General features: G+C 57.2%; 14 protein-coding genes and 1 pseudogene. 11 read left to right on the forward strand and 4 right to left on the reverse strand.

Annotated features, from left to right (window positions below):
• Complete coding sequence (locus GA0061100_RS17415; RefSeq protein WP_075853972.1) at positions 1-450, forward strand: OsmC family protein; 450 nt, start codon at positions 1-3, stop codon at positions 448-450.
• A 123-nt stretch (positions 451-573) separates the two neighbouring features.
• Here GA0061100_RS17415 and eglC read toward each other — a convergent pair whose 3' ends face one another.
• Both eglC and GA0061100_RS17425 read right to left on the reverse strand, forming a co-directional pair.
• Positions 574-2,010 (reverse strand): endo-1,3-1,4-beta-glycanase EglC, encoded by a 1,437-nt coding sequence (gene eglC, locus GA0061100_RS17420; protein ID WP_075853973.1) that lies wholly within the window; start codon positions 2,008-2,010, stop codon positions 574-576.
• Between the two features lie 210 nt (positions 2,011-2,220).
• On the reverse strand, positions 2,221-3,216 hold the full coding sequence (locus tag GA0061100_RS17425; RefSeq protein ID WP_075853974.1) for an ABC transporter substrate-binding protein: 996 nt from the start codon (positions 3,214-3,216) through the stop codon (positions 2,221-2,223).
• Positions 3,217-3,698: 482 nt separating this feature from the next.
• Between GA0061100_RS17425 and GA0061100_RS17430 the strand changes: the two genes are divergently transcribed.
• Entirely contained in the window at positions 3,699-4,079 is a 381-nt protein-coding gene (locus GA0061100_RS17430) for a pore-forming ESAT-6 family protein (protein ID WP_075853976.1), read from the forward strand.
• A gap of 289 nt (positions 4,080-4,368) precedes the next feature.
• Here the strand turns inward: GA0061100_RS17430 and GA0061100_RS35605 are convergent.
• A pseudogene (locus GA0061100_RS35605) lies at positions 4,369-4,434 on the reverse strand (hypothetical protein); the annotation flags it as partial.
• A gap of 559 nt (positions 4,435-4,993) precedes the next feature.
• Between GA0061100_RS35605 and GA0061100_RS17435 the strand changes: the two are divergent.
• The 9 genes from GA0061100_RS17435 to GA0061100_RS17475 all read left to right on the forward strand — a co-directional run bounded on the left by GA0061100_RS17435 (position 4,994) and on the right by GA0061100_RS17475 (position 18,443).
• Positions 4,994-7,939 carry an NAD(P)-binding protein gene (locus tag GA0061100_RS17435; protein ID WP_280173837.1) on the forward strand — a complete coding sequence of 982 codons (2,946 nt, stop codon included), beginning with the start codon at positions 4,994-4,996 and terminating at the stop codon, positions 7,937-7,939.
• 13 nt (positions 7,940-7,952) lie between these two features.
• Positions 7,953-10,958 carry an AAA family ATPase gene (locus tag GA0061100_RS34395; RefSeq protein ID WP_075853979.1) on the forward strand — a complete coding sequence of 1,002 codons (3,006 nt, stop codon included), beginning with the start codon at positions 7,953-7,955 and terminating at the stop codon, positions 10,956-10,958.
• Positions 10,959-11,173: 215 nt separating this feature from the next.
• Positions 11,174-12,037: a helix-turn-helix transcriptional regulator gene (locus GA0061100_RS35170; RefSeq protein ID WP_244557867.1), complete on the forward strand. Its 864-nt coding sequence runs from the start codon at positions 11,174-11,176 to the stop codon at positions 12,035-12,037.
• A gap of 58 nt (positions 12,038-12,095) precedes the next feature.
• A complete protein-coding gene (locus GA0061100_RS17450) occupies positions 12,096-12,722 on the forward strand; it encodes a hypothetical protein (RefSeq protein ID WP_075854309.1) in 627 nt (208 codons plus the stop codon).
• 102 nt (positions 12,723-12,824) lie between these two features.
• The gene (locus tag GA0061100_RS17455) at positions 12,825-13,469 is read left to right on the forward strand and encodes a hypothetical protein (protein ID WP_075853980.1); all 645 of its coding nucleotides are present in this window, start codon (positions 12,825-12,827) and stop codon (positions 13,467-13,469) included.
• 5 nt (positions 13,470-13,474) lie between these two features.
• On the forward strand, positions 13,475-14,056 hold the full coding sequence (locus tag GA0061100_RS17460; RefSeq protein WP_075853981.1) for a hypothetical protein: 582 nt from the start codon (positions 13,475-13,477) through the stop codon (positions 14,054-14,056).
• Between the two features lie 24 nt (positions 14,057-14,080).
• The gene (locus GA0061100_RS17465; RefSeq protein WP_075853983.1) at positions 14,081-14,782 is read left to right on the forward strand and encodes a hypothetical protein; all 702 of its coding nucleotides are present in this window, start codon (positions 14,081-14,083) and stop codon (positions 14,780-14,782) included.
• Positions 14,783-14,792: 10 nt separating this feature from the next.
• Complete coding sequence (locus tag GA0061100_RS17470) at positions 14,793-17,798, forward strand: hypothetical protein (protein ID WP_075853984.1); 3,006 nt, start codon at positions 14,793-14,795, stop codon at positions 17,796-17,798.
• A 15-nt stretch (positions 17,799-17,813) separates the two neighbouring features.
• Positions 17,814-18,443 (forward strand): phage tail protein, encoded by a 630-nt coding sequence (locus GA0061100_RS17475; RefSeq protein WP_083961378.1) that lies wholly within the window; start codon positions 17,814-17,816, stop codon positions 18,441-18,443.
• 12 nt (positions 18,444-18,455) lie between these two features.
• Here the strand turns inward: GA0061100_RS17475 and GA0061100_RS17480 are convergent, their stop codons facing one another.
• The gene (locus GA0061100_RS17480; RefSeq protein WP_075853985.1) at positions 18,456-19,130 is read right to left on the reverse strand and encodes a Crp/Fnr family transcriptional regulator; all 675 of its coding nucleotides are present in this window, start codon (positions 19,128-19,130) and stop codon (positions 18,456-18,458) included.
• Positions 19,131-19,570 lie beyond the last annotated feature (440 nt).

Genomic DNA, 19,570 nt, shown 5'->3' on the forward strand with positions numbered 1-19,570 from the left:
ATGAAAATGACCGTCGAGGTTCATTGGGAGCGAGAAGGAGCGGTATTTACCGACAAGCGCTACAGCCGTGCCCACATCTGGCGCTTTGATGGTGGGCAAGTCGTGCCGGCGTCGGCCTCGCCGCATATCGTTCCGCTTCCCTATTCTGTGGAAGCCAACGTCGATCCGGAAGAGGCTTATATCGCGGCGATCTCCAGCTGCCACATGTTGACGTTTCTCTCGCTCGCCGCGCCAAAGCGGATCGTCGTCGAGAGCTATACCGATAAGGTAACCGGCGTGATGGAGAAGATAGACGGCAAATTGATCGTCAGCCGTGTCGAACTCAGTCCGACCATCGTCTATGCCGGGGAGCCGCCAAACGCCGCAATGCAGGCGGAACTGCATCACTTGGCGCATGAGCAGTGCTTCATCGCCAATTCCGTCAAGACGCAAATCCAGGTCATGACTTAAGAAATCCATCTCGCCGCCACGATTGATCGGTGAATGGAGCCGCGCGGCAGCAATGGCGTGGAGCGGTAGCCCGACCCAACCCGAATGCCTGCCGCTCGGACATTCAGGGTAACTTGATCCCCGTCAGATATGCCAGTCCGTCGTGTGGGCGGATTGTGTCGAGGCGGCAAGCTGGGCGTTATGATCGTCCAGGGAATAGGCCTTGATATAGTCGATCTTCATCTCGGACCCGTTGGGGAGGCCGTCCGTCGGAGTGCCCGCCACGCCGCCGACGGCTAAATCGACCAGCATGTACATCGGGCCATGCATATCGGTCGGTGTGTCGGCATGGGCAACGGCAACATCGTCGAAATACCAGACGATCTGATCCTTGTCCCAGAGCACGCCGTAATTGTGGAAGCCATCGGTGCTCGGCACTTCCACTGGAATAGACGTTTTCGTGTGTTCGCCGGTGGCATTCGAATGAACCGTCACATTGACGGTGGTCGGGTTTTGCCCGCGCATTTCCACCACATCGAGTTCCGGTGGCCAGGAACCATCCTCCGGCAACAGCCAGAAAGCAGGCCAGACGCCTTGGTTATGCGGCATCTCCGCCCGCATTTCGAAATAGCCGTAGGTCTGTGAGAAGGTGGATTGGGTGGTCAGAATGCCCGACGTATAATCATGGTTCTCGACGATCGATTTCAAGGCGTCCGGTGTTTGCTTCGCCGTGATCGTCAGAATGCCATCGGAGATGGAAAACGGGTTTGCGGATGCGGTCGGCGCATAAGAAGGATTGATGTACCATTGCAGCTCGTCGTTCAGGCTGCTGCCCTTGTCCGGCGCCCAGGAGTATTTCGCATCCCAGGTACCCTGCGTTCCTTCGTGCAGCGAGAGCGAGTTGAAATCATCCGAAAAGGTCTGCGTTAGCGACGATCTGTCGAGCCCGAGCTGAAACTGGTCTTCATGCAGGTCGGAGATGGTCTTGTTGGCGAAGACCAGGCTTTCGCCATTGCCGAGATCGAGCCGGATGTTGGCGCCTTCCTGTGTGGAATGGCTGACAACCTGATCGAACGACGTCAGGCCATACTGATTGAGCCTGACCTTGTCATCATCGCTGAAATCGGTGATGAGATCGCTGCCGTTGCCCTTGCTGATGATGAAGGTATCGGCGCCACCGCCGCCGGTCAGCACGTCGTTGCCGGCGCCGCCATCGATGGTCTGGCTGCCGCTGCCGCCAGTGATGATATTATCGGCGTCATTGCCATAGGCATGGCGGTTGTTGCCGGTGACCGTCAGATTTTCGAAATTTTCGGGCAGCGTATAATCCATCCAGGTATTGATGGTATCGATGCCGGCATTGGGCGCTTCATAGGCATGGTTGATGCTGGAATAGAGATAGTAGATATCGTCGCCGGTGCCGCCCATCATGGTCACGTTGACGGAGGCGTCACCCCACATGGAATCGTTGCCGGCAGTGCCGTAAAGCACCGGGCCAGAGCCGGTGGCGGAAAAGAAGCCTGTCGACGTGTCGCTATAGTAAAGTGGCTGTCCAAGGGCATTCAAAACTGAATTGGGCATAAGAATCCTCTTCCTTCGTGCCGGACGACCTCCTCCACCGAGCTAATATTTCTCCCCGCTCATATGCATCAAATAGCGTGCATTGTTTTTCTGCCCACCCCCAACAGCAAGTTTTTTCGCTGCGGTATCTAAAGTCGCTGGTTGGTGCATTCGCGCGCATAGGTATGCGGCTGGAGACGCGGTGAGTAGCCGCGTCTCCAAATTCGGATTTTAGAGGGCTGCCTTCACCTTGGCAGCGACGTCCGGGCTTACCCATGTCGTCCAGATGTCTTCATGGCTCTTCAGGAAATATCGGGCCGTGTCTTCGTTGGTGCCCTGGTTATCCGTCTGCCAGGCAAGAATGCCGTTCACCAGATCATTCGACCATTTCCGCTTCTTCAGATAATCCATCGCAACGCCGGCCTTTTCCGCAAACTGCTTGGTGACGACGGTATAGACTTCGGAGACGGGGTAGGAATTGACCTTCGGGTTGGCGCAATCCATGACCGAGGTGCAGGCATCCCACTCGGCCTTGTCATGGGGCACGCCGAAGGAGAGGCGCACCATCGGATACTTGCCGAGGATTGATGTCGGCGACCAATAGTAGCCAAGCCAGCCTGTTTTCTTTTCGAAGGCATTGGCGATCGTGCCGTCAAGGGCAGCGGCCGAGCCGGTCTCGACGATCTCGAACCCCTTTTTCTCGCCATCGAGTGCCCGGAAGAGATTGCCGAGCGATGCCTGGCATTGCCAGCCGGGCGGGCAATTATAGATGACGCCTTTCTTCGGATCGTCCGGAGCAGGGAAGAGCTCCGGGTGTTCCAGCGCCTGCTGGACGGTCTTGATATCGGGATGGGCGTCGGCCAGGAACTTCGGAATCCACCAGCCGTCCTGGCCGCCATCGGAGAGAATGCCGGCCGCCACGACCAGCCTGCCTTCGGAAACCGCCCGGTCCAGCGGCGTGCGCACCGCATTGATCCAGAGTTCTGGTGCAACGTCCGGCTGGCCCTTTTCGTTCATCGAGGTGAAGGTCGGCAGCGTGTCGCCTGTCAAGAGTTCGACGGAGCAGCCATAACCTTCCTGGAGGATGATCTTGTCGACATTCGCCGCAACGCCGGCCGACGCCCAATTCATTTCGGCGATCGAGACCGAACCGCAATCGGCATGCGCGGCGCCGGCAAAGGTGTAAAGTGCAGCAGCGAAAACGGCGGCAGCAATATGCTTCTTCATGTAAGACCTCCAGGTCCTGATGTTGCTGTTGTCGAAGGATGTCGCGGGTGAAGCCGTCGACCCTTGTCCTTCGCTCTTGCGATGCCCCGGCCGCGTGACGGCCATGCGGGGGCAAACCCGAACAGTCAAAGCGGTCGGGGCGCGTCCGGATTACTGCCACATCGATCCCGGTGCCATGTGTTGGCCGGATGAAGTTTTAAGTTTTCCCACAGGAAATGACTGGTTGCCATTGGCGTCATCGCGCCAGGCGCCCGGTGCGGGAGCCGGAGACTCCGTGTGATTGCTGCCGAGCGGGCCTATGCGCTAACCGCTGTGGGATAGGCAGGTTCCGTCGGCAACCACGATGATATCGAAGGCTGTGGCGTTCTTTCGGTCCTCACGACGATGCCCTCCTGGGTAGAATACTTCCCGGCCTTTGCAGCTATTGCCTTTGAGGCATTCGAGGATACATCGCAGCATGTTGAAGCAATCAGGAGTTTCATATGCGGAAGATCATTCTGATCGGTATTGTGGCATTCGGATTTGCCGTGCCAAGCTATGCACAGGTATCAAACGACCAAATGGAATTGGCTTATAATTCGGCACGCAATCAGCTTGGCGTGCTGAAATATTGCCAGAACGCGGGCCACATCGATGGGGCCGCTGTCGAGATCCAGACAAAAATGCTCGCTCTCATACCGGCGCCTTCGGATACGGCGAAGGGCGATGCAGCCGAGCAAGAGGGCGAAAAGGGTAAGATCTCTGCCATGGGTGTGAATCAGGACCTTGCGGCCGTTACGAAAGCGCAGAACGTGACTGAAAAGCAGTTCTGTGAAACCGTTGCAAATGCGGTGAAGCAGGCTGGCGCGCAACTTCCAAAATGAAATGCCAAACTGCGACGGCGCGAGCCGTCGCAGTTTGTTGGTGGAATATCCGGCTGGCAAAGCCGTTTTGGAGGTTATCATATGGCCACTTGGTCGAGGCGTGCCGACATTCTGGTCCAACATTTGTCGGCTGGACCGTCTTCCGACGGCTCTTGTGACAACCAGATGCGCGTGAAATTTATCAGTTTCGTTGCACTGCGGACGATACTTTGGATCAAAAATCACGATTGATTGATGGCATTGCCTCGACAAACAGCCTCGCGAATTCGTTCGAGGCCGCAGATATTTTCTAATAGTTCGGCTTTTCCCAGATCTCCGCAATGGCGGACCAAGGAATTCTCGCCGATCCCAATTCGGATACGACTTAAAGTCCATCATCGAACACGCAAATTCAGCCTGGCGAGTCGATATTCTGTCGAATTTTTCGAGTCGATGACATGGATCGGACTACCTAGCCCCATAGCAGCAAGTGCGCGCCTCTATCATTGTCCCTTCGTTTTTATATCTACCGAAATTTACAGATATAAGCATAAATGCTCGCGAATTTTTCTAGCAATCTCGCGCCGCATATAGCCTAATGCGTGCGTAGATAATGTGAATATCAAGTTTATCGCATACCTTGTCAAGGTAATGGCAATTACAGGTTGTATTATCTCAAATTAAGAAGAGAAGGCGTGTCACGGGCGAAAGGCGCCTCTCATCAATGAACGCTCGTTGTTCTTCGCGGAGCCCTTCGAGCCATCCGATAATTTGCCTGAGACTACTCTGTTGCCAATGAATGAACCACGAACTGGGTTGTGGTTCCGTCGGTCAAATCACCATTAACCCTTCGTTTGCCGATGTCTTCGTTCTGAGAAGGGATGCAGCCGCAGTTGTTCAAATCACGCTTAAATGTTGAAGGGGAGCTTGAATTTATGGTGCCGCAGAGAAAAAGAAAAATTGCCATCATCGGAGGCGGCGTGGCCTCCATCACCGCTGCCTATGCATTGACGGAACAACCAGGATGGCAGGAAAAATATGACATAACCGTCTACCAGCGTGGGTGGCGGCTCGGCGGCAAATGCGCCAGCGGACGCAATCGAGAAATAGCCAATCGGATCGAGGAGCATGGTCTGCACATCTGGGCCGGATTTTATGACAATGCCTTTCGTCTGATCCGCTCATGTTATGATGAACTTGTAGCTTTGAAGCTGAGATCTCCCGACGATCCGCTCGGAACCGTGGAGAAGGCACTCAAGCCGCTTAATACGTTCATTCTCAGCGAAGAAGCGGTCGGAAACCCAAGGGAGGAATGGCGGCCATGGTATATCGAGTTTCCGGCCAACAATCTGGTCCCAGGCTCAGGAGGGGTGCTGCCGCAGCCATTTGACTATTTCAAGAAGGTGGCTGAATTCCTGGCCGGCCAGATCGACAAAGTCGGAGATGCCTTACCGCTGCCGCGGCAGGCGACGGATGTCGGCGGCTATCAGACGCCGGTTCATCAACTCGTAGCATATGCCCAGACGATGCCCACCGATGCTCGCCTGCACACAGCGCAGAATGGCAACGAGCTCAAGGAGATTCTGGATGGTATCCGGATCTGGCTCGAAGGTATCAAGCCAGGAGAGTGGATCAATGATGATACTGCGCGCCGGGTCTATTTCATGCTGGACCTTGGGACAGCCTTTGCGATGGGCATGGTCGCCGATCAGGTATTCATGCGCGGCTTCGATTCTATCGACGGCATGGAATGCTCGGCATGGCTTCTGAAGCACGATGCATCCGAGCAAGCCGTGGCATCCTCGGTATTCCGCAGCTGCTATGACTATGTCTTTGGCTATCCGGGCGGCATATGCACGGATCGTGGCGTCGGTGCAGGCACTGCGATGCGCGGGCTCCTGCGCCTGGCCTTCACCTACAAGCAGGCCCTGTTCTTCAAGATGCAGGCCGGCATGGGCGACACGATATTTGCGCCCTACTATCAAGTCCTCAAACAGCGCGGTGTGAAGTTCTGCTTCTTCAATGCCGTCACCAATCTTGCGCTGTCGGCATCACGCGATACCGTTGCGAGGATAGACCTTGTTGAACAGGCACGCTTCATATCGGGCTCCTATGAGCCGCTGTTCGACGTCGCGGGTCTGCCCTGCTGGCCTTCGGAGCCGGATTGGCTGCAACTGGTCGATGGCGAGAAGCTGCGCGAGAGCGGAATAGATTTTGAATCGGAGAAATCGGCCCCTGTCGGCGCTCCGAAGAGCCTGCATCGAGGTGTCGACTTCGATGACGTCATTCTCGGCGCATCGCTCGCCTCCCTTCCTCCCATGACGGGCGAACTTGCTGACGCATCTCCCTGCTGGAAGCTGATGCTCCAGAAGGTCGAGACGGTTGCGACCTGCGCGGTGCAATTCTGGCTCAACAAGGCGACGTCTGAGACGGGCTGGCCTGGTCTGGTAAAGGCTCACAATCAATATAGTCCCTTCGATCCGGCTACTTTGCAGACGGTCATGACCGGCTTCGCCGAACCGCTCGACACCTGGGCCGACATGAGCCACTTGCTGATCCGTGAGACCTGGCCCGGCCCGGCTCCCCAATCGATTGCCTATTTTTGCTCGCCGTCGAGAGATGCCGACGAGACGGCGCCGTCCATGCAGGATCAGGCGGAACAATGGGCCGATGACTATCTGACGGCAATTTGGCCGGATACCCGAACCGCTGAAGGCAAGTTTGATAAAGACCTGCTTGTCTCTCTCAAGGGGCAATCTGGGTCGGAACGCTTCACCAACCAGTATTTTCGGCAGAATTTCTACGGCTCCGAACGGTATGTTCTCTCGGTGCCGGGTTCGGTCTACTACCGGCTGGCGCCAGATGAATCGGGGTTCACCAATCTCGTGCTCGCGGGCGACTGGACGCGTTGCGGCATCAATGCAGGCTGCGTCGAGGCCGCGACAATCTCCGGTCTTGCAGCTGCCAGGGTATTCACCGGCTCGACGGAGCCGATCTACGGAGAGTTCGATCTCGTGCCGGATGCGCTGCCCGTACCGGCCTTGCTGTCTTCGATCACCGCTCCTCATGCGAATTGGCCCCTCACGCCCGCCTTTCTTCGTGGCTCAATGGAAGGCGTCTTCAGCTTTCATGCCCTACCTGTCGATCAGGTAGAGCAAATGCTTCCACCGGGGCTGGTGCTGTCGCGGCAATCGGTGACGTCCGCAACCACGCATCCGGTCACATTCCTGTTCAACAGGCAGACCAATGTGCGTGCGAGCTTCCTGCCGCAATTCCTTGGATTCAAGACCTATCTTGAGAATATCGTCGCCATCAATTGCGTGGAGATCGCCGGCGGCGACGGTACGGTTTTCAGCTTTCTGCCCGCCCTGTTTCTCGACAATAGCCTCGCCACCTATTCAGGCCGGCTCTTCTACGGACTTGCCAAGCAGCTGGCGAAGAATACGCTGGTCGGATCGACATACAGTACGGCGACGGAGGAAAACGCGCCGGTCTGGACGATGCGGTATTTCGACTATGCGCCGATTTCCCGGCTTGTCGAACTCGGTAATATCGGCCTTGTCCGTGCATTGCTGGATACGCCGATCCTTACCCCTCGCGGCAACGGAAGCTGGCAGGCGATGGCATTCGATTTTTCGATCGGTTCGGCATTCGCCGTTCCCGTCGCGACGCAGCTCGATGTTTTCCCGACCAATGGTATCGGCCTGCCCGCAGGGCGCTTCATATCGCCGCCGTTCAGAGCGCAGCCTGAAGAAAATGGCTTGCCCGGCGCGTTCCGCTGCTGGACCGACTGGACGCTCAGCAATCCCTTTGATTCCGCGCGCGTCAAAGCCGTTGCCGCTGCTCAAAAATATTTCGACTTCAATTGGCAGCAAACATGAGAGAGTGAGAGCCATGCTGTCGCCGGAGGAGATACCGCACCCGCCGATGGACCACGACCTGCCGGAGCGTCGCCAGGTTACCGTCCTTTTTGCCGATATTGTCGATTACACAGGCCTTGCCCTGCGTTTCGATCCGGAAGATCTGCGGGAGCTCCTCCAGCGATACTATGCTCTTGCGAAGAACGAAATCGAGGCGTCGGGTGGTATCGTTGCTGAGTACCTGGCCGATGGAATCGTCGCTCATTTCGGCGTGCCCATTGCCTATCAGGATGCGGCCGACCGCGCGGTTCAAGCGGCCAAGCATATCGTCAGGAAAGCTGGCGAGATATGCGGGATGGATTATAGGCTTTCCGTGCGGGTGGGGATCGCGACCGGGCTCGTGGTTGCCGAATTCGATGGCATCAATTCCAAGATTACCGGTGCGAGCGGTGTTCTTGCCGCTCGCCTGCAGGCATCGGCCGAGCCAGGATCGATCTACATCTCCGATTTGACGCGTAGGCTCCTGCGGGGGGAAACGGAGGCTCATTTCGTCGGAGATGTCGCTCTCAAGGGCTTTTCCAAGCCGGAGCCTGTCTGGTGCCTGGATATCGAGGATGCGAAACGATTGGCAGGCGATGGCTTTCCGTTCTTCGGGCGAGCCGCGGAATTGTCGAAGCTGGCTATGGCATGGGAGGCTGTTCTCAAGACCGGCAAGGCCAGCCCGCTTTCCATTCTTTCCGGCCGACCCGGCATCGGCAAAAGCCGCATATTGCGAGAGCATGGCCTGCGTTGCCCTGCTGGACAGAGGAGCATCGTGCTGCAGGCGGCGGAGCGGCAAAGCAATACGGCTCTTTATCCTGTCGTCGAGTGGCTCAAGCTCGACGACCGCGTTTCTTTGGGAGCGGACGATGCTGATTACCTGCGCGCACTCTGCCAGCCCGAAACCGCTATGGGACTGCATCTAAGAGAGGCGCCTGGTGCCATTCGCCAGGGGACGTTTGATGCCCTTTGCGCATCTTTTCGCAGGATTGCAAAGGCAGGCCCAATCCAGATCATCATCGAAGACCTGCAATGGCTGGACCCCAGCACGCTTCAGCTGATTGTGAGATTGCTGACGGATCTGGAAGATTGCCCCATCCAGTGGCTTGCGAGCGGCCGGCCCGAATTTGCCGACAGCCCCGTGAAGCTCCAAAGCCTGGTGCTGAACATTGGCGAGCTGAGTGCCGCCGAATGTCATGAGGCGGTTTCCAGCTGCTGCGGTGAGAGCATCACATCCATGCTGGCGGATGAGATCGTCGGAAAGTCCGAAGGCGTTCCGCTTTTTCTCGAACATCTTCTTCGAGAACTCAATGAGGGACGCATATCGGGTCGCGAGACAGTTCCTGAAACGCTCGTCGGCGCGCTTGTCGCGTGGATCGACAGCACCGGGTCGGCACGGCGCATCGCGCAATGCGCTTCCGTCGTTGGGCGTTATTTTGACGAGGTGATGCTGGGCCAGGTCTCTGGGCTTTCCCATCAGGACTTGAATGCCGATATCGAGCGCCTCTGCAAAGCAGAGATTTTCCAACGCGAGAATGCCTCCTTCTTGAGTTTCCGGCACGATCTGATCCGAGACGCGGCCTACAGCACTTTGCTGCGCAAGCGGCGAGAGAGCCTTCATAGGCGCGTCGCCTGGATTCATACGCAAGGCAATCCGCATGTTGGCGATAAGGCCTTGGCGGAAATTGCCTACCATCACGAGGCCGCCGGCGATTATACCCTTGCTGCGGACTATAGACACAGGATCGGCAGGTACACGACGGCTCTCGGCGCCTTCGCCGAAGGCGAAAGTCAGCTTCGTCATGCCCTGGACCTGCTCGCGCGCGCCGAGCGGAACGGCGTCGACGTCGAGCATCGGCAGGCGAACCTCCTTATCGATCTGGCCGCAAACCTGATGCAAACACGTGGTTTTACCGGCCTGGAAGTGCTTGAAACCTATATGAAAAGCCTAGCGCATCTGGAAAAGATCAATCGGATGGGTGGTGACAGCCTTTCCATTTTCTGGGGAATCTTTACCTATCAGGTCCTGATCGGTCACACCAAAGACGCAGCGATGACCGTATCGAGAATGGAGGCCGTGCTTCGCCGGTTACCGGAAAGAGAAAGGCTCTCGGAGCATACGCTATCCGTATTGGGAACCAGAAACGGAATTCAGTTCTATTCCGGGCAGTTTCATGCTCAGCTGGCGACCCTGGAGAAAATCAAGACCCACTATGAATTCGAGTTTCATGCGCCTCTTGCGGCCAAGTATGGGATGGACCTGTTCGCGACGGCGCATGCGTTCTCGCCGCATTCGGCAGCCATTGTCGGCCAGTTCGCGCGGGCGCGCGATCTCGTCATTGAGGCAGACGCGCATCAATCTGTGCTCGACATCCCCCTCATGTTGCCGTTCATCGATATCTGGGGTGGAGTGGCATTGGGCTATCTTGGGGATTTCGATCTCGCATTGGCCCGCATGGAAAGGGGGATCGCGCTTGCAGACAGGCAGGGCGCCGCGTTTTGGTCGGCGACTGGCAGGATGTGGCAGGCGCTCACCGAGTTCGAAGCCACGGGTAATCCTTCGAGCCGGTCGAGAATGGAACAGGCGCTTGCTGTCCAAAAGCTCATGGGTGTGGGCATCGGCATTCCCTACTGGTCAGCAAAATTGGCGGCTGCCTATGCGATGAATGGCGACGATCAACGTGCGCTGGAATACAGCAGGGAAGCGCTTGCAGGCTCGCCCGGCACTTCCGAAGGCGTGTGGCGGGCAGAGCGACAGCGACTGAGCGGCCTTGTGCACGAGCGCGCAGGCCGCATCGATAAGGCACTCAGCCTCTACAATCTGGCTGCTCGAACCGCATGCAAGCAGTCGGCGGTGTTATGGGAACTCCGCGCGAGAAAGGCAATCTCACGGCTCGCGCCGCATGATGAACTGAACGCTCTTCGGCTAACGATGCTCTCCAGAGCAATCGGCCCGGTCGACGCCCGAGAGGACCAAGCGGCAATATCAGCAATGGTTTGATGCCGCGATCCCCCGAATTTCGGATCCACACATAGGTCCGTCATCGATATTGCGATCCTCTCCAATGCAAAGGTCTCCTCGGCATTTTTTCAACCCGACGGCGCAGGTTGATGCGTCCAAACCAAAAAATCGCGGAAAAGCGTATCTGTGCCGCCTTATGTGAGGCGCCGCACAGAGTGGAGTGGCTAATGTCGATCTGCTGATGAAGTCAACCGATGCCGCGCGGCATCCAAACTTCGTCGGATATCACCATGTTAGAGCACGTCACACGCGATATCGGCCCGGCTTCGCCTGGCCTCGGCATGCCTTGGCTGCAGGAGCACGCCGATTCCCTCATCGAATTGACGCTTCCGCACCGTTTTCAGCTTTTTGGCTTGTCGGAAAGCAAGATCCGCGAGCTACGCAAGATTCTAGAAGTGCTTGAACAGTCTAATCGGACTGTTCATGACGACAACAGCAAGCCGGGCGCCTGCGCCGTCAGTCTTATCGATATTGGCGATGACCTGTCGCTTGATATGTTCAGCTATGTTCCGCCCACATCGCCCGCTATTGCGATCGTCGGCCGTGATCTGCCTGATGTCGAAAAGCTGCTTGCCTGCGGTTTCGTTGATTACATCACATACCCGTTCAGCACCCTGGAAATTCAACGGCGGCTTTTCACGATGTCGACGGCAATCCGGGAAGCGACCTTTTCCGTGGGATCGAGTGGCGATCCGATGGTGCGCGTGGCATGCAAAATGCTGGAAACCAATATCGCCAATCCCGTGACGGTCGATGAGCTGGCGGCGACCCTTGGGACCAATCGCAACACGTTGAACAGGGCATTCAATCAGGCATTCGGCATCGGACCGATAACCTGGCTGCGTCAGCGACGGTGTGAACTTGCAGCGCAGCTTTTACGAGATGGTTCCGAGAGCATCCTGAACATCGCACTGACGGTCGGCTATGGCGATCCGAACAATTTTTCGACTGCATTTCGTCGGCTCTACAGCCAGGGGCCGATGGAGTTTCGCAAAAAAATGTCAGGCGCAAAGAATTTAGGTACGGCCTCAAAGGCGGGCCGCAGCGATGCGGTCTAGTGTCTGATTGTTGGCGAGGGCCAAGCGCTTCATCGAAACACGAGAGGACGAATCGACAATGGTAACCGAGAACATCAAACTGAATTTCACTAACCGCTCAGGCGATACGAACAATTCCAGCGTTCTTATTTTTCAGCAGAACGTTGCCGAGTCCTTCGGCGAAATTGCCGTTGCCTGGAAGGTGATCCGCAATTGCGGCCGGCTCGATACGCATCCGTTCAATTTCCCGCTTCAGTTCCAGGTTTCGGCCAAGGACAGCTGGGGCAACTACACACCGCAACTGACGGCCTATGACGGCCAGGCATTCGACATGACTCTCGATAATTCCGGCGACGTGCTGTCTGTGTCGAAGAACAGCGCTACTTCCCCGAATGAAGTCGAGGTTCGCAACCAGCTGAAGCAGGGCGCGATCAGCGCATGTATCTTCAAGGACGGCAAGCTGCTCGCGACCAAGACGAACATGGCCCCTGGCCAGAAGGCGGTCTTCCAGTTCCAGCCGCGTATCTATATCGGCGTCGTCAGCCAGGTGACCGAGGGTCAGATCATCAATTCCGCGATCATCAGCCAGGTGAACACCGAGATCAACCTTTTCGGGATCACCAGCGCCAATATCGTCATGACCGGCGGCGGTCCCGGCCCAAACTCGTCTCCCTTCGAGTTCCACCTGGAAAACATCAACCAGTAAACGCTCGCCGTCTCGCTGAGACGATCATTGATCCGGGATACCAGGCCAGCAGTCAGCTGGTATCCCGTTTTCCCTTTGATGAAAAAGAGGACAGTCACAGCCATGAAAACGGAAACCAAACTAAGGCTTTCAGGGGCGAAAACCGCTTTGGCCGCCAACAAGCCGAACAATGGCAAAGACCAGGCCGAGCCCGTTCTTTCGACAAGCGACGACAACCTCGAGGATGCGGATGGCGCTGCTCCGGCCAGCGATGACACCGAGCACTCGGTTAGTGACAGAAGTTCGCCTGCGTCAAGCGAGGTCAAAGATCCATCCAAGGCTTACGCAGAGGTCGTAAAAAGCTGGACCTCCGGCGGTATTGTCGGAACGGGCAGGGACAGGGTCACCATCACCGCAACCTATTCCGCCGTCCGAGACAAAAAGACCCGGGCCGTCAGTCTTGGCGCGGACAGTTTTTCGCTGACGATAACCAATGTCGATACCAATGCCGGCTCGACGATCCCTCGATATCTCTTCTCGAACACCGAGTGGACGGAGATCCCGGCCCCTGGGAAGCCGAAGGATGCGGAGAAGTTCCATGTGAAGGGTCACGTCAAGATCGATGTGCAAAGTTCCGGAAAGATGATGCGCGTGCGCTTTCATTTGGACACCGGGATCCAGCTTTCGGACATTGGCTATATTTTCGTGCTGGATATTCCGGAGGACACGAAGTTCACGGATTATGAGCCGAGCGAACCGTCGCCGTAACCGCCATGCAAACCTGGTTGACCTACGAGAATGGCTCTCTCAATCCGCATGTCAGCCGCGTGGGTGTCTTCTGGGATGTTTCCGGGATGCTGCCGGGCGCCATGCCGGTCTTGTGGGCGGCGATCGAGCGCTGCCTTTACGGATGGCATCATCCACTGTGCATCGGCTGGGAGCCGGCATTCCTGATCCGGGACAGCTACGGCAACGAATGCCCTCTTCGGCCAGGCTTTTATAACCCGGACACCGGAACCAGGATAGACGGACCGCACGGGCATGGGCTGAGATCGGGGTTCCTCTTGAGCCAAAGCGTACCCCGCCCCGATCTGTCGCTTTGCATCTGCCGGGACAGCCGGCCGATCGCGGAAATGCCGCTGGGCCATGCGGGTTCATGGGCCATGTCCCTGCCGGATCGCCTGAAGTTTCAGATCGATTGCAAGAGCGAGCTGCGCGGTCGCGTCGCCGATACCTGCGGGACCTCTTTTGCTCTGAGTGGGCTGCAGGCGCTCAGAGTCCAGCTTCGGGGTGGCACTCCTGGGCCGCGGGCAACCCCGCTCACCTTTGTCTCATATCGCGCGGAACCGACCTGATCCGCTTCTGAAAAGGATAGTCCAATGCCCGATAAATATTTCGTTTATACCATCATATTCTCGCGCACCGCGCAAAACAGCGTTCGGTTCATCGCTTTCCAGAAGAGGGCGAGGGGGTACTTCTTCTCCAGCAGGCGAGCAATTGTGCCAAATGGTGCAGAGCTGCACGGCGGAGCGAAATTCGCCCTGCCGGGCGGGAAGTTCGAAGGTCATGATTGGAATAACAGTGATGAAGTCTATGAAAACTGCTCGAGGGAATTCACGGAAGAATGTGGACGGGAGATCAGCATTGTCCCCGACGACGAAATCGGGACCGGCAGCATAGACGACGACGATGAGGTTATCGATGCCAGATTGTTTCTGATGCGACAGCCGGTAACCATCCGCGGAGCCGCGAGTATCAAGGGCTTTGCCGCGATGTATGTCAAAGTTGGCGATGATGAGCTCCAGGTCGTCGCCGACTACATCGCCGAATGTTTTACCCAGCGCGATGCGGCGGTAACGAAAATTCGCCGCGGTGAATGGAAAACCCGCGACTACGCAAAAATAGCGCGAACATTTCCGCTGGCTCCAATGGACGATGAGTTGGACTTGGCAGATCCGGCGATACGAGAGATTGCTCAGGGTGGCTTCGACGATGATCCGTTGATTCAGGCCTTGTCCGGGGATACCGACACCGACTGGTTCGCCCAGATCATCAGGGGTCTCGAAACCATCGACGTTTGAGGATGTCGTCATGACCGGCCACACCGAGATTCAGGAATGGCGCGACATCCCGCATAAGGACCAGAACGAAGAAATCGTGATCCGTTTCCGCATTTTCTATGAGGATGCGGGTCGCCAATCCGTCTTGAATGTCGCGGCCGAGATTTTCCGGGCGGTTCTGCCGCTCGAGATCCATGTCGTCGAAAGCTTACGCTTCGATCATGAGACGCCGTTCCGCGTGGCCTTCACGGGCGGTCGCAGGGTTCATGGCTGGCTGCGCTGGCGCACCGGGCTCGACGTCCAATATTCGCAGCAGATCATGGGCCGGGTGGAAATCGAGGAGACTGATGACATCTATTATTGGAACTATATCGGTTTCATGATCTGCTTCGGCAATACGCGCCCGGTTCCGCCAACCCCGCCCGTTCCACCGCCGGACAATGATCCGCCTGAGCCTGGACCGCTACCGATCCCGAATACCGCAGACGGGATGGCGATCGCCGATGCGCATCTGGAAGCGGGCGAGCTCTTTCCCTTCGTCTACATCAAGCCCTGGCCGAAACTGGCGGCCAGTCTGGTGGAGCAGCGGTTCATGACCGTGTCTGCATCTGCTGCCGCAAGCACTTTCTATACGAAACTGAAAGCTGCCGATCCAGCGACCAAGCGCGAAACGGCCGTGACTTTCATCGATGATACGATCTCTCCAGAAGCGGGCGGCGGGCCAAGCGAGCCTTTCGTCACGCCGACGCAGCCGCTTGCCCCGCCTTACCAGAGTTTTCGCCATTTCCCTCATCATTTGAGGAAGGACTGCAGCTATGCAGCGCTCGACCGCTGGGTGGAGGAGCAGTTCGAAAGTTGGGATGATCTGGCCAAAGAGCTGCAGTCGACGGATGCCCAAACGGCGCTGACCGATATCTGGAATGCGGCAATCGCGCTGATGATCACGCTCGGCTATGACCATAGCTGGTTTTCCGATCTGATCCGGTTGCTACAGGTCGCGCATCTCATCAATTGGGTGCTAGCTTTCCAGGCCTCACATCCGAAACTCGGCGACGACCCCGCGCCGAGACCATCCGATGCGGCGCTTTCGCGTGCGCTTAATGCGGTGATGATCCTGCCCGCCGATATTTTTCCCATCGATCCGCCGCCAGCCCCGGCCGATCCTCCGGCTATCCAGCTCTATGCCGTGGGCGCCATCCGCACCGTGCATTACAAGCCCGGGCGCTATGCGCTCGGAGATATAGAGCGCATCGAAACCGTGATTTCGGGGGAAACGCGCCAGGAGGTGCACCGCAATCTGCGACGCAAGGAAACAGTCGAGGAAGAGCAGACGTCGAGCGACAGCACCAGCAATTTCGGGCGGGATACGACGACCGCCGATCTGATCAATCAGGTGCAGAAGACGTTGTCGGATCGTGTCTCGACCACGACGATCAACAATTACGAAACCGACTACGGGCAACCGGCCACCAATTCCATGAAGGTCACCGGCAATTGGTGGGTGCAGGAACAGCCCGCCGGCGGTTACCTGCAGGATATTTCAAAATTTGCCCGCGACGTCATCGATCGCTCGGTCAAGGCTTTGCGACGTGAATCGGTGTTGCGTCGCAGCAGCAGGGTCTTCGAAGAGCTGGAAACCACGCAGACGCGGACCTTGTCCAACACTGGCGGTAACGGCAATCTTCAGGCCGTATTCCGCTGGGTGAACCGGGCATATCATCTTCAGACCCGGGCCAGCCAGGACAGGCTGGTCTTCGAGATGTTCATCGACAATCCCAGCGCTCATCTCGTCCAAGCGATTGCTCGATATCATGAGCTGAGGCTTGCCGCGCCACCATCTCCCGCAAGCATGGGCATAACCTCCTACGCCAACCTGTCGCCCGATCCCGTCAAGCCTGGATCGCCGGCGGCGGCGGTCTATTATCTCGATGCCTTCCAGGCTTATGGCATTGCCCCGGACAGTCTGCCGCCACCGGCTCTTCGCGTGATCAGCAATGGATTCAAGTCCCGAAACCCGCTGTCGGACGCGGAATTGGACGTGCCCGAAGGCTACACGCCGGTTTCGGCCGCCGTCAGCATCAGCAGCTTCGTTGCCAATCCCACAGCGCAGGTGACGATGAGTGGCGTGATCCTGACGGCGGATCAAACCGGTACGCTCTCGACGTTCAAGGGATATCTGACGGCAACGCCGGCGCAATATTCCGATCGGCTTCGGGTATCGATCCTGTGCAGCGCTCCGATGACATCGTCAGCCGTCGGCGCCGCTTCCGGTAAGCAAGCCGGGTCAGGAGAGGGAGACGCGCCGGCTCCCGATACATCGCCTGCGGAAGGGGCAACTGCATTCGACAACTACTATGTGGCAAGCATAGAGGTTCAATGCGCGCGCAGCGCCGCCACGCTCGCCAATTGGCAAATCGCGACTTATCAGAAAATCCAGGCCGCCTATCAGGCGGCCATGGCAGACTACCAGGCAGCTTTGGCGCAGCAGAAGAAGGCGCTGGACGCCGAGAACCCGAAGCTTCTGACGCAGGTCGTCCAAGATCAGATCGTTCAGGCGGCCATCGCGTTGTTTGCGGGCGCTACGCTTGCCAAGCCGACCGATACGACAGGCAAGGCCGGAGCCATCAACTTCGAGCCACGCTATTTTCAGTTCCTTCGCCATTCCTTCGACTGGGACGGGATGGCAGTCGAGTTCATCCAGGATCCTGCGGCCGACCCCTATCTGAGCGATGGACAGTCCGCTCTGATCTCGCTGTTTTCGCCCAGTCGCTATCTGCGGGACCTGCTGCGCGCCAAGCGCGCTCACATTCTGCTATCGGTCAAGCCCGAGGCGGCGAGAACGGTGCTGCTCGCATTCCGAACGGGGCAGATCTGGCCCTGTAGCGAGGACCTGACCCCTTGCATGGCCGTGGACATGAGCGCCGTCGATCTTCTGCTGGAGCAACCGGACGAGGGGTCCAAGATCATTCACGACAGTTGGTCGATCACCGTTCCCACGGCAATGGTCGCGCTGTCGCACGACAATCCATTTTCATGATTGCAGGAGCGCTGGATGCTGCCACCTTCGTTCATTCCGCCCATCTTTCCTGGGAATTTTCCCGGGCAGGAGCCGCGCCATCAGTTCTTTCCGCATCCGCGTCCGGGAACTCACGATGGCGTGCCCGTCGGTGCCATCATCATTTTCCCCGGCGAGATCCTGCAGCAGACGCAGACCTTGACGTCGGCCATGACGGATCTGCGTTACCTGCCATGGATGATCTGCGATGGCTCCAGCCTGCTGAAGACCGAATATCCGGAGCTTTATCGCGTGATCGGCGATCTTTACGGACCGGATGGAGACGACAAATTCAAGCTGCCAGACTACCGTGGTTATTTTCTGCGCGGCGTCGATCTGGAGAAGTCGCTGGACAAGGACGACCGTCACGCGCCCCAAGGTCCGGCCGTCAATTCACGAGGCGTCGGCTCGACCCAGATGGATGCGCTGCGGGAGCATGTGCATGATTTGAACATGATCGCACAGTTCGTGACGCCGCAGGAAAATCCGCCGGTGAATTTCGAAGTAGCCGCAACCAAATCATCGACCCAGACCGGCGATATCTATCAGCCAGATGAGGTGCGCGTCAGCAAGAATGAAACGCGAGCCGTCAATATTGCCGTCAATTGGCTGATAAAGACGAAATAGAATGAGGCTGCCTCAGTGCTCGCTCAGCAACGCGTTCGGCTGGAGGATCGTCAACTTCTGTCGTCCGGCTTCCAGAATTCCCGCGCGCTTCAAGACGGAGATGGAGCGGCTGACCTCTTCGCGGCTGGCACCGATCGAGCCGGCGATTTCGGCATGGGTCGGAAATTTGGCCAGCAACCCGTTGGGTTTGAACGCGCCACTCTCCAGCGCCATGCGTGCCACATAGGCTTTCAGGCGTTTATCCACGCTTTGGCTGGTCAGTTGATAGCTGTGCCTCGTCAATCTGCGGATACGTTCGGCCATATCGATCATGATCCGCTGTCGCACGAGCGGTATCGTTTCGAGCAAATCCAGAAATGCCTGGCGTTTCATGACGATCAGGCAAGACGCGGTTTTTGCGTAGACTGAAAGCGAACGCTTGCCGCCATCGATGGCAGATATTTCTCCGAAATAATCATGAGTGTTGAGCCGGGTAAAGATAAGCTCCCGACCGTCCTGATCGAGATAGAGAGCCAGCAGCAATCCGGATCGCAGAAAGTAGACCTCGCCGCTAGTATCGTCCTGGTTGAATACGATCTGGCCCGGCGAATAGAATCTGGTCCGCAAATCCCGGGCGTCGAGTGTCACGCTCTCGCGTGCCACATCGGCAAAAAGGGGGCAGCTGAGTAATTGACCAATATCGCTCACTGGTCGTGCCACGCTTGTCCAAATGGTTGAATTTGCAGCGAGGTGCCCATCGCAGAGCCTGTGCGTAATGATCGATCTGCCATACCCATGAAAAATCTCGCATCACCGCGCGTACTACCAGCAAAAAGCACCTTGGAGTCCAATTTCAAAATTGCATGCTGAAAAAATAAAGGCCCCTTTGGAACATCATGTTCGCGCCGGAGCGGGATCCCATTATTCCAGATTCTTTGAACCTGCGTTATAGCGCAGATGTCCTCGGTGAAGAAAGTTCACCCTTAAATCTCGGATTTTGCGCGACCCAACGAGCGGGACCTGATTGCATCATTGTTCGTGCCGTGAGACCTGGCGTCGGTTTCGCGGAGACGTTTGAAGCACGGCTCGGCCGGAGGGTTTGATCTAAAGGGCCTTGGAATTCAACGCAGAGCAGCGTCATCATCGGC

This window comes from Martinezella hainanensis (assembly GCF_900094555.1).
Taxonomy (GTDB): domain Bacteria; phylum Pseudomonadota; class Alphaproteobacteria; order Rhizobiales; family Rhizobiaceae; genus Rhizobium; species Rhizobium hainanense.

Excerpts from the sequence above, each read along its gene's own strand:
- GA0061100_RS17470 (WP_075853984.1), top strand. The coding sequence starts at position 14,793 with ATGACCGGCCACACCGAGATTCAGGAATGGCGCGACATCCCGCATAAG.
- GA0061100_RS35170 (WP_244557867.1), top strand. The coding sequence starts at position 11,174 with ATGCCGCGCGGCATCCAAACTTCGTCGGATATCACCATGTTAGAGCAC.
- GA0061100_RS17430 (WP_075853976.1), top strand. The coding sequence starts at position 3,699 with ATGCGGAAGATCATTCTGATCGGTATTGTGGCATTCGGATTTGCCGTG.
- GA0061100_RS17435 (WP_280173837.1), top strand. The coding sequence starts at position 4,994 with ATGGTGCCGCAGAGAAAAAGAAAAATTGCCATCATCGGAGGCGGCGTG.
- GA0061100_RS17460 (WP_075853981.1), top strand. The coding sequence starts at position 13,475 with ATGCAAACCTGGTTGACCTACGAGAATGGCTCTCTCAATCCGCATGTC.
- GA0061100_RS17450 (WP_075854309.1), top strand. The coding sequence starts at position 12,096 with ATGGTAACCGAGAACATCAAACTGAATTTCACTAACCGCTCAGGCGAT.
- GA0061100_RS17475 (WP_083961378.1), top strand. The coding sequence starts at position 17,814 with ATGCTGCCACCTTCGTTCATTCCGCCCATCTTTCCTGGGAATTTTCCC.
- GA0061100_RS17455 (WP_075853980.1), top strand. The coding sequence starts at position 12,825 with ATGAAAACGGAAACCAAACTAAGGCTTTCAGGGGCGAAAACCGCTTTG.
- GA0061100_RS17465 (WP_075853983.1), top strand. The coding sequence starts at position 14,081 with ATGCCCGATAAATATTTCGTTTATACCATCATATTCTCGCGCACCGCG.
- GA0061100_RS17415 (WP_075853972.1), top strand. The coding sequence starts at position 1 with ATGAAAATGACCGTCGAGGTTCATTGGGAGCGAGAAGGAGCGGTATTT.
- GA0061100_RS17425 (WP_075853974.1), bottom strand. The coding sequence starts at position 3,216 with ATGAAGAAGCATATTGCTGCCGCCGTTTTCGCTGCTGCACTTTACACC.
- GA0061100_RS34395 (WP_075853979.1), top strand. The coding sequence starts at position 7,953 with ATGCTGTCGCCGGAGGAGATACCGCACCCGCCGATGGACCACGACCTG.
- eglC (WP_075853973.1), bottom strand. The coding sequence starts at position 2,010 with ATGCCCAATTCAGTTTTGAATGCCCTTGGACAGCCACTTTACTATAGC.